The sequence below is a fragment of the Longimonas haloalkaliphila genome, assembly GCF_055379825.1.
On the sequence record NZ_AP043948.1, the window covers coordinates 3,193,722 to 3,209,399 of the forward strand.

A 15,678-nucleotide genomic window follows, 5' to 3' on the forward strand; every position below is an offset into this window, starting at 1 on the left:
GCGTAACCGAACTTTGCACCTGGAAGCCACGGGGGAAAAAGGACCGCTGGGATGCTCTCCGAGCGTGCCTCGCTCCCGACAGCGGGTCAAATGATACTTACTTAACGGCATGTGCAGGTTTCCTTCTTCCTTTGTTGATCGCCGCCTTGTCAGAGGATGCGCGGTCCTCACATCCCCCATTCCCTCACGCTGTTCGGGATTTCCCCCTTCGCGAAGGGGGAAATGTCGCGTAGCCACAAAGGGGGATATGCGCCCAAAAGGATAATGGAAAACTTGCACACCGCGTTAATCAGATGATGCTTAAAACGTATGCACGAGCATGCCGCTGATGAGCTTCGGCTCGAACCAGGTAGACTTGGGGGGCATCAGGTCACCTTCGTCTGACACGGCTGCCAGTTCCTCAATCGCGGTTGGGTACATCGAGATGGCGACCTCCGCTTCGCCTCCATCAACTTTTTTCTTGAGCGCTTGCGTCCCTGCAATGCCGCCGACGTATCCCAACCGGTCGTCACTGCGCGGATTGGTTACGTTCAGAATGGGGGCCAGCACCCCTTCGGTAAGCCGGGTTACATCGAGGGTATCAACGGTGCGCGGTCCTGCTGCTTCAGGGAGCGTGAGGTCATGCCACTCGCCCAGCGCATAAATGCAGACGTGCCCCTTCTGGCGCGGCGTGTCGTACGAAACGTTTCGATCCAGCGTATATCGATCTGCAAGGCGATCCAGAAATGTACCCGGGGCAAGACTCAGTCCTGATAGGATACGATTATAGGCCATGACGTGCATGTCGCGCATCGGAAACAGCACAGCGGGAAAGACATGCGCCTCCGGACGATCGGCGCTGCTTTCTGCATATGATTGCGCAACGCGACTCGCAGCTTTGCAGCGATGATGTCCATCTGCGATATAAAGCCGCTTGACATCTGCAAAGGCCTGTTTCCACTTATCGGGGGTCTCTACACGCCAGAGTGTATGCTGCGTGTCGCCATCGTGAAAATCGTACAGGGGTGCTTGTTCAACGGTCTTGTTCACCAACTCATCCACCGATCCCCGTCCTTCGTAGGTAAGCATGACCGGCTCGGCATGGGCTTGCTGCAGTTCGATATGACGCGCACGGTCGTGCACCTTATCCGGGCGGGTCTCCTCATGCTTTACGATAACTCCCTCGTCGTAGTCTTGCACCGACACACATCCAAAAATACCGGTCTGCATGCGCGTACCTGTATCGACACGATACACATACAGCGCAGGAGACTCCTCGCGTACTGTATAGTCCGCCTCGATAAACCCTTTCATGTTAGCGGCCCCGCGCTGATAGACTTCTGGGGCGTGCGGATCGTCGGTGTCGGGCAGTTCTACCTCGGGACGTATGACGCGGAAGAACGATCGGGAGCGCCCCAGAGCAAGTTGGCGCGCCTCCTGGGTGCTCACCACATCGTACGGCGCAGAACAAACCTCAGTGATTGCATTAGGATTAGGACGTACAGCGCGGAACGGGTGCAGATCGGCCATGCGGAAACAGCGTAGGAAACAGGGAAAGTATAGACGGATGCAGAGTAGTCAATGCACGCGGAAAATGCACTTGCGTAATCGTTTTTTCGCGTGTGCTACAGATTTCTGCAAAAGAGATATGAATCGTGACTACCGAGAGAACAAAGCCGTTTGTGTTGTGTCTATTACTACGCTGCAGCAAAGGAAACGAAGCGCAGCCTACTTAATGATCGCGGGGTAGAGCAGTTTGGTAGCTCATCGGGCTCATAACCCGAAGGTCGCAGGTTCGAATCCTGCCCCCGCTACTATACAACGGTCGGTTCGCTAAGCGAGCCGGCCGTTTTTGCGTTTAGATGCAACACCTTTCTTTTTTCTCTTATCCGACTCTTTGATTATCAAACCCATGTCTGCTCCCTGACGGGGTATGGATCATTACTGATGTATTCGATGATGTGCAGGGCTCCTAAAAGCAGGGTTCCTAAAAAATGAGTGCCCGCGATGTGCGGGACTTCATAACAGCCATGATAAGTGCGTCCAGGAAGTACAGATGCTCCGGATCCCTATTTTGACCATGTTGCGGCATTGTACGCTGAATAGATGTGGACAATCCACCCGAATGTGCCAAAGGAAAGCGCCCAGACGGTAGCAGCAAGCACAAAATGCACTGCCGCAGCAATCAGGCGACCCTGAACCAACTGGCCTAGTCCAGCAATGAGCACACTGGCCAGCGCAGCAATGACATTTCCTCCTGATCCTTGTTCAGCCATAAGAGAAGTTTGTTGGATGTCTCAAGATAGTGGGATTGTTTCTGTTGTATACTCTTAAACAACCTATAACGTAGCCTGCAAAGAAGCGAACCGGCATATATTGTGGATGAGTAGCAGCTTTTTTTAGATTAAACCCGGATCCCTGCACACGATCTTCGATTATAGTACAGGATTTCGGTGAAGATAACATGCACCGACCGAAGTCGACGTGCATCGAATGTTTGTTGTTTTATTGTAGACCTATGGTTCCCTATTCAAGTGATCCGGCCATTATTATGTCGGACGAGTACAGCATGCTGCGCGGTTTTTACGACGCTGTAGAGGCGCTGCTCGATGCGCCCCATGACGTTCTTTTCAGCGTTCATGAAACGATCTCACAGTGGTCGGCTGCAGATCATCTGTATCATATTCTGTTATCGAACAGCAAGTCGCTCAAGGCCGCACGGATGGCGGCGCTCGACCGAGGGCCTACTGTACATGAGGGAGAACCGAATGCGATCGGCGCCCGGGTGCTGCACGAAGGCTCGTTTGGCGACATAGAAGCCGAGGCCCCAGACTCCGTATCACCTCCTTCCGATCTACAGCGCAGTGGACTGCGCGAGATGTATGAAGACAGTCGAGCACAGTTTGAGGCATTGAAAACCTATGTGCCCCACCTTTCGGACGGGAGCGCCCGAATCCCTCACCCGGCATTTGGGTCACTGAAAGCATCGGAGTGGCTGCGCTTTGCTCGGATTCATTCAAGTCACCACCAGAGCATCATTCAACACGTATTGAATGCGGCACGCACGCAAGACGCTACCCGGCGCCCCACCACCAATGCAACCAATGCAGGGGCTGCCAGCGTACCTGCGCCCGCCTGAGGCGCCCCCATCCGAGCGGCCCTCTGGCGAGCAATATAGATAGGCCCGCCCTGGTGCCGCCCCGGTAAGGCTATCATTAAGCTAAGCAGCGTCCTCCAAACCGAGCTGGCGACTCGCGTCTTTCACGAGTCCGCGCGCTGCCTCGTACGTGTCAGCCTCTGAATAGACGCGCAGCACGGGCTCCGTGCCCGAAGGCCGGATAAGCAGCCAGCCTTTGCTCACCATGTGTTTGAACCCATCAAGCGTCTGAAGCTCCGTCACCGGATGGCCGCTTATGGTGTCAAGCCCCCCATCGTCCGAGAGTCGCTTCAGTGCCGCCTGCTTCTGCGCATCGGTGATGTGCAGGTCGTCGCGATAGGTGTAATGGGAGCCAAACTCATCGTACAGTTCCTGCACAAGGGCTGAAAGCGTCTTACCACGCTTAACCATCATTTCCACCATCAACAGCCCAATGTAGGCTCCATCGCGCTCGGGGATGTGTCCTTTTGCCGCAATTCCCCCTGACTCTTCCCCCCCTACCAGCACATGCCCCTCAGCCATCTTGGGTGCGATATGTTTGAATCCAATTGGGGTAGTTTCAATCTCGAGACCGTACGCGTCCGCCATCTTATCTAACATATGCGTCGTCGAAAACGTCTTGACGACCGTCCCGCGGAGTCCCCGTTCCTGATGCAGATACTTAACCAGGAGCGAGAGAATGAGGTGTGAGCTGACATACGCTCCCTGTTCGTCGTACATGCCGATGCGGTCGGCGTCGCCATCGTTGGCAAGTCCTACATCCAGGTTGTGTGTCTTCACGAGGTCAGCGAGAGGGTCCAGGTTCCGTTCGATCGGCTCTGGAGCCACGCCGTGGAATCCGGGGTTTACTTCGTGGCGTACGGTCGTCACCTGATCATCGCCAAGCAGTCCAGTAATAAGCCCCTGCCCCGCTCCATACATCGGATCATGCCCGATGCGCAGTCCTGACTGCTTGATCGCGTCGATGTCGAGCACCTCACGGAGTGCATCCAGATACTGGTCGCGCAGGTTGATGCGCACGATCTTCCCGCTATCGCGATACGTGTCGAGTGCAGGGAGCGTATCCGGCACTTCGATTGAGGGGATGCGTGCCTCAACATCTTTGACCATATCAGGCGGCGCCGGCCCCCCGAAGTCGGCTTTGAGTTTAAACCCGTTATACGTTGGCGGATTATGGCTGGCTGTGATCGCTATGCCAGCATCCGCTCCAACAGCGAGCGTTCCCCAACTGATAGCAGGTGTAGCAACGAAGCTATTCGCGAGATGCACCTGCACCCCGGCCTGCGCCAGGCGCCGGGCGACGCGCCCCGCAAATGCATCCCCCATAAACCGGGTGTCATGACCAATCATAACGGCGGCGTCGGAGCCGTACGCATCCAGCACCCACCGAGCTGCGGCACAGGCTACGCGGTCAAGATTCTCAAAGGTGTACGCATCTGCAATGATTGCACGCCATCCGTCGGTACCAAAGGTAATTGGTCTGTTTGCCATAGTCTGCGCGGTTGATTAGCAAGGGTAGGGGTAAGAAAAGAAGGGTTAGGCTGTGCGGTTCTGGCTATGACGACGCCTGCATCGCGATAGTACACTTGTCGCTCCTTTGTAGTCTCGTCTCTCAACAGTACTGCCCTTCAACATATGACAGCCCGCGCTCAAACGCTATACCTGCTATCGTGTATACTATTTAAGGTAGCGGTTCAATGTTAAATGATTGCCTGTGGTTTACATCATCGCAATCTGCTCAAACCCCCTCTGTCTGCCGACATCTCCCCCTTGGCCAAGGGGGAGAAACCCGTAGGGAGAGGGGGTTCGAAGAAGAGAGAGCTGCTGTCAATTGCTTTATCATTTAGCGTCTATCCACTACCCTATTTAAAAACAAGAATACAACAGGGTAAGCATGTGCTCTGACAACACAGATATGGGACATTGCCTCGTGGTCTCTTGTGATCTGCCTGACCGCGGATCTTTCCCGAGCTTACCTATGCGGCCACCGCTATCCATCTGGGCGCGCCTGCATGAGCTCGCGTGCGTTTGTTAGCGCTGCATCGGTTACATCGGTTCCGCTGATCAGCGAGGCAACCTGTTCAGCCTGCTCTTCGTCGCTCAGACGGACGATCGTGCTGCGCGTTCGCTCGTCCACCACCTCTTTCTCGACACGAAAGTGGACATCCCCCAATGCGGCGATCTGTGGGAGGTGCGTAATAGTAATGATCTGATGGTAGCGTGCCAGGTTGTACATGCTCTTGCCTACGCGACGGGCCATGCTTCCAGAAATACCGGTGTCGATCTCATCAAACACCAGAATAGGGAGGCGTTCACTCTTTGCGAGAATCGTTTTTAGCGCCAGCATAATACGGCTGATTTCGCCCCCAGAGGCCACCTGCACCAGGGGTTTGGGATCTACGCCCACATTGGTTGAAATATAGAACTCTACCTGATCAATTCCATGCCTGAAGGCCCGGTACCGGGTCTCGTCAAGCCGTACCCAGCCCTCTGCATCTGGCGTGCGGGTGAATCGGACTTCGAATTGACTGTCTGGCATTCCGAGTGTGCTGAGCTCACGTTCTACCGCGCGTTCCACCCGTGCGGCTACCTCGCGGCGTTTCACAGAGAGCCGTTTTGCAGCGTCTGAGAGACGTGCCTGGGCCTCCTCAATCTTCTCATCGAGTCGCTCCAGAGCACCCGAGAAATCGTTCGCCAGGGCGTACTTTTCACCGATCTCCTTGCGGTGCTTAAGGACCGCTTCGAGCGTGCCCCCGTACTTGCGCTTCAGCCGCTCCAGTTCGCCGATGCGCTCGCGAATGTTCTGCAAGCGATCGGGGTCAAACTCAACGTGGGCGTTGTAGTCCTGCAGAAAGCTGGCTAACTCGCTGATAATGATCTGAGCCGACTTGATCTCGTCGAGCTGCTCGTCGAAGGCACTGTCTATGCGCGCCAGGTCTTGCAGTTCGTTACGCGCCACGACAATCTTATCATGCACCGCGTGCTCATCGGTATAGAGCATATCGTAGAGGCGCGAGGTAGACGCATACAGGTGTTCGGCATTCTCCAGGACGCGCCGTTCTGCCTTGAGCTCCTCCTCTTCTCCAGGCTGTGGGTCCACCGCATCGATCTCTTCAATCTGGAATTCGTACAGCTCGCGCTGCTGACTCAGCTCGCGTTTGCGCTCTGCGAGTTCTGTACGTTCCCGGACGAGATTCGACACCTTCTGGTAACGTTCACGGTACTGATCGATCAGCCCGCTCAGCCCACCAAAACCGTCAACCATTTCGAGATGGGTATCGACGTTCAGCAGCGACTGATGCTCGTGCTGTCCGTGCAAGTCGATAAGCTCGGCAGATACGGCTCGCATCACGTCGAGCGTTGCCGGTGTGTCATTGATGAATGCACGGCTGCCATAGTCCGTGAGCTGGCGTCGCAGTATGATGCGAGGCAGCGGCTCAATATCGATTTCTTTATCGCTGAGCAGCGTACGAATGGGGGCCGTGTCCGCCTCGTCGAAGACACCTTCGATTATTGCCTTTTTGGATCCGCCACGAAGGCGGTCTGTCGAGGCTCGGTCGCCAAGAATCATGCTGAGCGCCCCCATTAGAATGGACTTCCCGGCGCCTGTTTCTCCTGTAATAATGTTTAACCCGCTATCGAAGGTAACCTCCAGCTCTTCGATGAGGGCGTAATCCTTGACGTATAAGGACCGGAGCATAAAATCAGAACATTGGTCAAGAACCGTACTGGCACGTGCTGCAGCCTACGCCTTGTACAGACCAGACTACGCCCGGTCTTTGCACAGCGGGCCGGTTGCAGACCTGCGGAGCTTCGCAAGAACGACACACCTCAACAGGCGTGTGCCAGCCTACCACTCGGCAGAATGTACGTGTACGTACAGTTTACAACACAAGTACCCTACAACACAAGAATAAATCCGTCACGTTGACCAGCGCGTTGCTCCGCGTCCGCGCATTCGCTCTATGAGATCATCGACCAGCCCTTCTTGATCTTCTTCTTGGCGTATTTGTACTTCATCTCTGCAGTCTCGCCCGTGCTGTTGTTGCGGATTTTGACCACGTCGTTGCGTCCGGGCTCATCAGCAACGGTGACGGGAGCCTGCTTATCAACAGAAGGATCGCGGTCGGCGGCGCTGTCGCTCCCCTGCCCCTGTCCGGCTTTAACGCCATACGAGGGTTCAGCCGAGTCGTGCTGCGTTTTTGCGCGGCGGCGGTCGAGACGACTCTTCGGCTCGCTCGCACCGCTCTGTGGGGTGCCATCGTCGACAATGGGTCCGGAGCGGAAGGCCAGCGATACAACATCTTTCCCGATCTCTTCCATCATATCAGCAAAGAGATCAAAGGCCTCCATCTTGTACTCCACAACGGGATCTTTACGCCCATAGGAGCGCAGCCCGATGCCTTCCTTGAGCTCGTCAAGCTCGCGCAGGTGCTCCGTCCATTTGCTGTCGATCGTGGAGAGCATGGCGGTACGTTCAAGCGCATCGTTGATCTCTTCGCCGTCTGTGTCAAGCGCATCTTCAACATCAGCAACAGCGCGCAGCAGGCGCTGTCCGTCGGTGAAGTCGACATACACTTGGTTGGGCGTATCTTCGCCGCGCTCTTCTTTGAGTGCTTTCAAACGGTTGTAGAAGGGGGTAGCCAGCGCCTGTCGCTTCTGCTGATAGTGTTCGCTCGCTTCTTCGAAGACGCGCATTGCAACGCCATCTTCGCCCAGCATCACGAAGGTTTCGCGGTCAATCTCAAAGTCGAAGGCAAGCACGCGGAGCAGCTCTTCGCGCAGCCCGGCGATATTTCCTTCGCCGTAGTACTGCTCCACAATCGCCTCGCTAAGCTCATAGAGCATCGAGAGCATCTGCCCGTGAAAGCGCTCGCCTGTGAGCGCCTGGCGACGGCGTTTGTAGATGACCTCACGCTGTGCGTTCAGCACATCGTCATACTCCAGCTGACGCTTACGAATGGCGTAGTTGTTCTGCTCGACCTTGCTCTGTGCCCGCTTGATGCTCTTGTTGATCCACGGGTGCGTGATCACGGCACCTTCCTCAAGGTTCATGCGGTCCATGACTTTGGCCACGCGGTCGGAGCCAAACATGCGCATCAGGTCGTCTTCGAGCGAGACGTAGAACTGGCTCTCTCCCGGATCGCCCTGGCGCCCGGAACGGCCACGCAGCTGCAAGTCGATACGGCGGCTTTCGTGGCGCTCGGAGCCCACAATGGCGAGTCCGCCGAGCTCGCGTACCTCGTCTGATATCTTGATGTCGGTACCACGACCTGCCATGTTGGTCGCAATGGTGATTGCGCCTCTCTGCCCGGCCTCGGCAACGATCTGCGACTCTTGCTTGGCCCGATCCTGCTTGGCGTTCAGCACGTTATGACGCAGCCCTTCGCGCTTCATCATGCGGCTGATCTGCTCCGACACCTCAACCGAAGCAGTACCGACCAACACAGGCTGGCCTTTTTCATTGTATTCTTTGACTTTGTCGATGACGGCGTTGTACTTCTCGCGTCGGGTCCGAAAGACCAGGTCGTCTTTGTCGTCGCGGCGAATGGGCTCGTTGGTCGGTACAACGATAACCTCCAGGTCGTAGATCTCGCCAAACTCTTCGGCTTCGGTCTCAGCCGTACCCGTCATGCCCGAAAGCTTGTCGTACATGCGGAAGTAGTTCTGCAGCGTAACCGACGCGTATGTCTGCGTGGCTGACTGCACCTCAACCTCTTCTTTTGCCTCGATCGCCTGGTGCAATCCCTGCGAGTAGCGGCGTCCATCAAGCACACGACCGGTGTGCTCGTCCACGATCTGCACCTTGTCATCTTGCACGATATACTCCATGTCGCGCTCGTACAGCGTAAACGCCTTCAGGAGCTGCTCAATGGCGTGTAGCACCTCAGCACGTTCGGAGTACGTGTTGTAGAGCTCACGTTTTTTCTCCTGCAGCTCGGTCTGCATGTCCTGCTTCTTGCTCACGAGCTGTTTGTCACGCTTCTCGCTCGAGAGGTCGGTGCGGCTACGCATCTCTTCCTCCAACTTGCGCACGCGCTCGTCATGGACCTCTTCAAGCTCGGCGATTTCTTCGCCGATTACGGGGAGAACAAAGAGGTCTTCTGTTTCCCCCATGATTTTCGCGATGTACTGCCGCCCTTTGGCCGTAAGCTCTACGCTCCGCTGCTTCTCGTCAAGCGCAAAGTAGAGCTCCTGATCCACAAAGGGCATATTCTTTGCGTTCTCCTGCAGGTAGAAGTACTCCGTCTTTTGGCGGAGTCGCTCCACGCCTTGCTCTTGCAGTAGCGACTGCAGATCATCGAGGCGGGGATACCCGCGTGAGGCGCGAAGCAGCGCCAGTCCGGCGTCTTCTTCGAGCTCACGGGCCTCTTTCTTGTCACCTGCCTCTTGGGCCTGGTCTCGTTTCTGTAGCAGATCGCGCGCCTCGCGTGTGAGCTGCTTCACCAGTCGCTTCTGCGCACTTACTACCTTTTCGACAGGATCACGCCATTCCTGATACTGGTCATTTTCCTGGTCGGGCACCGGACCACTGATGATAAGCGGGGTACGTGCCTCATCAATCAAGACCGAGTCGATCTCGTCAATGATGGCAAAGTGATGCCGGCGCTGCTGCAACTGGTCGGGACGCACCACAAACGAGTTGTCGCGCAGGTAGTCAAACCCAAACTCGTTGTTCGTGCCGTACGTGATGTCGGACTGATACGCGGCGCGGCGTTCGGGCGAGTGGGGCTTGTACCGGTCGATTACGTCTACCGTGAGGCCATGGTACTCGAAGAGCGGCTTCATCCACTCCGCGTCGCGCTCTGCCAGGTACGGGTTTACCGTAACCAGGTGACAGCCGCGCTCTGCAAGTGCGTTCAGGTAAAGGGGCAAGATCGCAACCAGCGTTTTTCCTTCACCGGTCTTCATCTCCGCGATGTTGCCACGGTGCAGCACCACGCCCCCCAGAAGCTGCACATCGTACGGCACCATGTCCCATTCAACCTTGGTACCACCAGCCTGCCAGGTTTCACCCAGCATGCGGCGGCAGGTCTCTTTCATGACTGCAAACGCCTCAGGCAAAAGCGCATCCATCTCTTCTTCTGTGATAGCAAGCCACTCCTCTTCGAGCTCATCGAGCTCATCGTAGAGGTCTTCGCGCTCATCAAGGGAGAGCGGCTCTCTGTCAAACTCAGATGATGCAGGCTGGCCATCTCCGACAACGTCTGCCTCACGCATGAGCTCAGCAGTGGCTGCACTCGGCGCCTTGCGCAGGCGCTCATGGATTTCTTCTTGGCGGGCCTCAATGTCAGCAACGGCGTCGCGTAGCTGTTTCTTGAAGGCATCCGTTTTGCCACGCAGCTCCTCTTCGGTGAGGTCTTGAAGGCCATCATAGATTTCGTTGATCTCGTCAACGATCGGCCAGATTTTCTTTAGCTTGCGCTTGTTTGGATCGCCAAACAGGTTGGTTAGCCACTCAAACATAGAGGGGAAGGAAGAACGTAGGTACGTCAGCGAATAGTTCAGGAGACGCCGCAGAGGCCATTACAGCACTCGAAGGCGCCACACACAGAACAGCGAGCGTTTCGCTCTCAGAAGCTCGTTTTGATTCCTGGTGCTAGCTCCGGGCTTCCATCTGCTGTGCCGTGATGGCACGCAACCAACACCCGTCCGTTCCCCACAGGCAGGCCCCGCTATTCTTTGTTTTACATATGCTCTTTTATGTGCCCTGTATCAAGGCGTCGTGTTCCCTGCGTTCCCTCTACCAAAGGCAGTGCATGCGATAGAATGCGATAGGCTATGGAGCAGGTACGGGCAACAGGGCGCCATCCTGCAAGTTATAGACACGTTGCAGCGACCAAAATACCACACAAGGTTCGCGCTTTCTGTCTATAGGCACCCTGTGTTTTCCGCCCGCACCGCTATTGCCGTAATTTCTGTTTTGAGGCTGTATGTCTATTTCTCTCCGTGTCGTATGGATACTGCTCTGCGGGCTGCTTGCATGTGCCGGAAGCGGCGTGGGCGCAGCCTATGCCCAGCTTGGAGGATCGCTTTCTGAGTTCGGGTTTCTGCGTCTCGATCCCTCTGCGCGAGGGGCCGCGCTGGGCAGTAGCCTGACTGCCGTTTCTGATGATGACGCGACAGCCTTCTACTACAACCCGGCCCTGGCCAGCACCGCTTCGGGCGGACACCTGCTGGCTTCGTACACGGATTTCATTGCCGACAGCCAGGTAGGTACCCTCGCGTACAGCTACCATGTCGAGTCGGTGGCGACCGTCAGTGCCGGGGTGCGTTATGTGGACTGGGGTACGTTTGACGGGCGTGACGCGGCGGGCGTACCCACTGGCGACTTTCAGGCGCGCGACGTAGCCCTGACAGCCGGACTGGCTGCACGCGCGACCGATCGCCTGCGGTACGGGGTCAACGTGCATCTTCTCTACTCGGCAATCGAGTCTGCCCGGGCCACCGCCGCAGCGATTGATGCTGGTCTCTACGCCCATTGGCCGGAAAGTCGGTGGTCTGTCGCCACATCTGTGCACCATGTAGGGCGCGCGTTCAGCAGCTTTGGCACCGAGCGTACTTCGCTCCCTTTCGACTGGCGCATCGGCGTAGCTAAGAAGCTCTCTCATGTGCCCGTGCAGCTGTCGCTTACAGGCTATGACTTGCATAACGCAGGCACCGTGCTTCCCGACGAGGGAACAGCCGGGCAGGCGTTGGCTCACCTCACTTTCGGAGTAGAGGTCTATCTCGGCGATGTGCTCACGCTACGCACAGGCTATAACCACCGCCGCAGCCGCGAACTCGTGCTGAACGACCGCCTCGACTGGGCGGGCTTCGGCGGCGGATTTGGAATCGCCGCTGGCCCCCTTCGAGCCGATTACGCGTATACGTCGTGGTCTTCGTTTGGCGGACTTCACCAGATTAGCCTGCAGCTGGGTCCGTCTTGAGAGATGTCTTTCAAAGACCCGTGATAATCATTCAGCGCGGCAGAACGTGCGCATCCCCCTACTACTAAACCTGATCGTGCCGCGGGATCGCTGCTCTGCAAGAAACCGAACTCACTTCGTCAGTCGGCCTCCATCAGTCAGCTTTCGGCCTTTGGGGATGCACAGACGTTGTGCTCGGTCGGTCGTCTACCTCTATACAATCCTACACAACCGGTATAATGTGCTGCCTCTTGTGCAGCTCTTACAGGCCCATTTCGCGTAGCTCCTCCGGATCGCGCTTGAGAAGCCCTTGCTTCTTGTAATAGATCATGGTTGTGTCGAGGGTGCCATGGCGCATGCGCTCTTTCACCTGCTCCAGGGGCATCCCGCGATTTAGCCAGATGAGTGCGGCAGTATGCGTGAGGCTATGGGGGGTAATGCCCGGACGCTTGATCTCTGCTGCTTTCAGGTGCTGGTTGATACGCCCGCGGATCGATCGTGTCTTAAGGCGCTTGCCTGCCGATCGGCGTCCGTGCGAGATAAAGAGCGGAGCATCGGGGTGCGGACGCTCGCGGGCTCGCATGTATGCTTCGATGCGCTCCAAAACGGGCGGGTCGAGCGGCACCTGCTCGTCTTTAACCGTGCGGCCCTTCCCCTGCACCCGAAGCACCGGTCCCATAAGCGTATGCTCAACATCGCCGACATCGGCCCGTACCAGTTCGATCTCGCTCATGCCCGCATAGAGCATGCAGTAAACAATCGCCGTGTCGCGCTTGTCAATGGGCGTTGTGCTGCCCAGTACGTCAAGGAGCGCCTCAATATCGGATTCTGTGAGCACTTTGCGCGTGTGCGAGTCGGGGCGGCGGTTGCCTTTCACCGCCTTGGCCGGATTTATTTCGAGCCGGCCGGTGTCGACCAGGTACTGGCAGAGACGCCGCAGGGCTGTGAGATACGTAGAGACCGACACCTGGCTGAGCTCGCGCTCGTCAGCCAGGTACTGTTTGTAGGCCCGGATGTCGTCTTCGGTAAACTGAAATCGCCCCTTCTGGCGGATGTACCACTTCTGAAAGGTGTTTAGCGAGCGGCGATACGTGCCAACCGTCTCGTCGCTTTTATCGCTCAGGTACTCGTTAAAGAAGATGTCGAGATGGTGGCGCAGCTCGCGAAGCGATAGCTCGAGCGGGGCGTCGGAAGCATCAGGCGGCATAAGTGCAGCAGTCCAGACGAAGCAGTAAACGCAGCAAGGATGTACATCACAAAGCTAACGCGCTACCGTCGTGATGGATGCATTATTGGATGCACTGTGAAATGCACTGTGGAATGCACTGTGAGATCCACCATAAGATGCACTGCGCGCGGCACCGCTCCGAAAAGCCCGTTCCCGCAAAAAAAGAACACCCGCTCTTTTCTGAGAGCGGGTGTTCGGCTACTATAAAACGGCTATAGAGCTGTTACAGAATGTTAGCTACTGCTTTACAGCTCATCGTCGGCAGCATACGATTCGAGCACTTCCACGCAGCGATGCAGGAAGCTGGAACCGAGCGAGCCGTCGACAATGCGGTGGTCGTAAGAGAGCGACAGGTACATCATATGACGCACAGCAATCACATCGCCCATTTCGGGGTCTTCTACAACAACCGGGCGCTTCTTAATGGCGCCGGTAGCCAGAATCCCGACCTGCGGCTGGTTGATGACTGGCGTACCCATCAGCGAGCCAAGCGAGCCGATGTTCGTCACTGTGAAGGTACCCCCTTGCAGTTCATCGGGCTGCAGCTGCTTCGAGCGGGCGCGCTGTGCCGTATCGGCCATCTTGCGAGCCAGCCCAGACACATTCAGGTCGCCTGCATTCCGAATAACCGGCGCGAGCAGTCCTTTCTTCCCAATGGCAACGGCAATGCCAATGTGATAGTCTTTCTTCTGTACAATCTTGTCACCCTCTACCGAGGCGTTAAGCGTCGGATGGTCGCGCAGCGCTTCAACAGCCGCCCGTACAAAGAACGGCGTGAACGTGAGCTTCGCCCCCTCCCGCTCCTGGAACGCCTCTTTGTGGCGATTGCGAAACCTGACGAGGCCCGTTACATCGGCCTCCGCAAAGGAGGTAACATGGGCCGAGGTGGCTTTGGAGCGCACCATATGCTCGGCCGTGATCTTGCGCATCCGGTCCATCTCGACCACTTCGATGCGATCGCCATACTGCTGCTTGAGCTCCTCTTCACTGGGGCCAGCCTCGACTTTGTAGACGCCGCGTTCTGGAGCAGACGATGCAGAGGCTTTGCGGGTCGGCGTGGGCTGAGCGGGAGTCGCCTCTTTGACGGGCGCGCTGTCGCCCGATGTGGCCTCTTCGCGGGCGCCTTCAAGCTCACGCGACTCAAGGTAGCCGAGCACATCGTCTTTCGTTACGCGTCCCTCGCGGCCCGAGCCATCGATCGACTCCAGTTCGCTCATGCTAAGTCCCTCCGTTTCAGCGATGGAGCGCACCAGCGGCGAAAAGAACTGTCCGTCTTCACCGCGTCGCTGAATGGGACGTCCGTCATCTTCGACAGGCTCAGGCGGGCGTCCGTGGTCGGTTACCGGTTCGGGTTCGGTACGGCGTGCAGAGGGCGCTGTGTCGCCTCCATCAGGTACGCTTTCCGTATCCGGGGCGGATGTACTGGTCGGGCTTCCGTCGGAAGCACTGGCCTCGGCGCCAACTACGGCGATGACGGTGCCCACCTCAACGGTATCTCCTTCCTCGACGAGCCGCTCTTTCAGCACACCAGCTGCCGGAGAGGGCACTTCGGTGTCGACCTTGTCGGTGCCAATCTCGAGCAGCGTTTCGTCGAGGTCAATCGGATCGCCCACATCTTTGAACCAGGCAATGATCGTCCCCTCAGTGATGCTCTCTCCCATCTTGGGCATGACGACCTTCACGTCTTCGGTGTCTCCTGCAGGAGCACCGCTCGGTTCGTCGTCTCCAGCATCTGCAGCAGGTGCTGCAGCAGACGCCTCGGGCGCCGCACTCGTTTCAGCAGCGGGCTCGTCGGGGGCGGCTGCCTCCTCAGAAGCACCGGCTTCATCGGGGGCTTCGCCGGATGGAGCGGCATCGCCTGCGGCCTTGGCCTCCGTTTCAAGACGGGCAATGATCGTACCCACCTCAACGGTATCGCCTTCCTCGACCAGGATCTCGTCGAGCACACCGGCTGCCGGAGAGGGCACCTCGGTGTCGACCTTGTCGGTGCCAATCTCGAGCAGCGTTTCGTCTTGCTCTACCTCATCGCCGGGCTGTTTATGCCAGACAATGACCGTACCTTCTGTAATACTCTCGCCCATCTTGGGCATCGAGACGTCTACCTTCGCCATATCGGAGTGCAGCTATTCAGCATCTGGGAGTCGATCAGGAGGGGCGTGCTTTGGCACAATGGAAGCGCTGCCATGCGGGGGCCGCGCGCTATGCTGCCATGCGCACCCTTGTTTGGGTTGTTTCTAATGTAGCGGACACAGTGCCCACAAACAACGGGCACGCTGCTTTCTTGCAATGATTCAACAAAATATAGGATTGGCGCCGCATCATACTGGCCTGTGGCTGCCCCATTCCGCTGATTGCGGCCTGCCTTCTGCCCCGATCCTGCCTGCATCCTGCGCTGCCCGTATATT

General features: G+C 57.1%; 9 protein-coding genes and 1 tRNA gene. 3 read left to right on the forward strand and 7 right to left on the reverse strand.

Annotated elements, in window-relative coordinates; translation table 11 throughout:
* Positions 1–300: 300 nt before the first annotated feature.
* Positions 301–1,509 carry a DUF1015 domain-containing protein gene (locus tag ACZ48V_RS12445; RefSeq protein ID WP_464539588.1) on the reverse strand — a complete coding sequence of 403 codons (1,209 nt, stop codon included), beginning with the start codon at positions 1,507–1,509 and terminating at the stop codon, positions 301–303.
* 210 nt (positions 1,510–1,719) lie between these two features.
* Here ACZ48V_RS12445 and ACZ48V_RS12450 point away from each other — a divergent pair.
* Positions 1,720–1,793: transfer RNA gene (locus tag ACZ48V_RS12450), tRNA-Met, on the forward strand.
* Between the two features lie 255 nt (positions 1,794–2,048).
* Here ACZ48V_RS12450 and ACZ48V_RS12455 read toward each other — a convergent pair.
* Positions 2,049–2,255 (reverse strand): hypothetical protein, encoded by a 207-nt coding sequence (locus tag ACZ48V_RS12455; protein ID WP_464539590.1) that lies wholly within the window; start codon positions 2,253–2,255, stop codon positions 2,049–2,051.
* 242 nt (positions 2,256–2,497) lie between these two features.
* On the opposite strand from ACZ48V_RS12455, the gene ACZ48V_RS12460 reads away from it, so the two are divergent.
* A complete protein-coding gene (locus tag ACZ48V_RS12460; RefSeq protein WP_464539592.1) occupies positions 2,498–3,118 on the forward strand; it encodes a DinB family protein in 621 nt (206 codons plus the stop codon).
* 81 nt (positions 3,119–3,199) lie between these two features.
* Here the strand turns inward: ACZ48V_RS12460 and ACZ48V_RS12465 are convergent, their stop codons facing one another.
* The 3 genes from ACZ48V_RS12465 to secA all read right to left on the reverse strand — a co-directional run bounded on the left by ACZ48V_RS12465 (position 3,200) and on the right by secA (position 10,603).
* Positions 3,200–4,627, reverse strand: a complete 1,428-nt coding sequence (locus ACZ48V_RS12465) for a phosphoglucomutase/phosphomannomutase family protein (protein ID WP_464539593.1) — start codon at positions 4,625–4,627, stop codon at positions 3,200–3,202.
* Between the two features lie 499 nt (positions 4,628–5,126).
* Positions 5,127–6,836: a DNA repair protein RecN gene (recN, locus tag ACZ48V_RS12470; RefSeq protein ID WP_464539595.1), complete on the reverse strand. Its 1,710-nt coding sequence runs from the start codon at positions 6,834–6,836 to the stop codon at positions 5,127–5,129.
* A gap of 263 nt (positions 6,837–7,099) precedes the next feature.
* Positions 7,100–10,603: a preprotein translocase subunit SecA gene (gene secA / locus ACZ48V_RS12475; protein WP_464539597.1), complete on the reverse strand. Its 3,504-nt coding sequence runs from the start codon at positions 10,601–10,603 to the stop codon at positions 7,100–7,102.
* Between the two features lie 467 nt (positions 10,604–11,070).
* Between secA and porQ the strand changes: the two genes are divergently transcribed.
* Positions 11,071–12,066, forward strand: coding sequence for a type IX secretion system protein PorQ (gene porQ / locus ACZ48V_RS12480; RefSeq protein WP_464539599.1), 996 nt, complete (start codon positions 11,071–11,073; stop codon positions 12,064–12,066).
* A gap of 241 nt (positions 12,067–12,307) precedes the next feature.
* Here porQ and ACZ48V_RS12485 read toward each other — a convergent pair whose 3' ends face one another.
* Together ACZ48V_RS12485 and sucB are read right to left on the reverse strand one after the other, a co-directional pair.
* Entirely contained in the window at positions 12,308–13,252 is a 945-nt protein-coding gene (locus ACZ48V_RS12485) for a tyrosine-type recombinase/integrase (RefSeq protein WP_464539601.1), read from the reverse strand.
* A 266-nt stretch (positions 13,253–13,518) separates the two neighbouring features.
* Positions 13,519–15,384: a 2-oxoglutarate dehydrogenase, E2 component, dihydrolipoamide succinyltransferase gene (gene sucB / locus ACZ48V_RS12490; RefSeq protein WP_464539603.1), complete on the reverse strand. Its 1,866-nt coding sequence runs from the start codon at positions 15,382–15,384 to the stop codon at positions 13,519–13,521.
* Positions 15,385–15,678 lie beyond the last annotated feature (294 nt).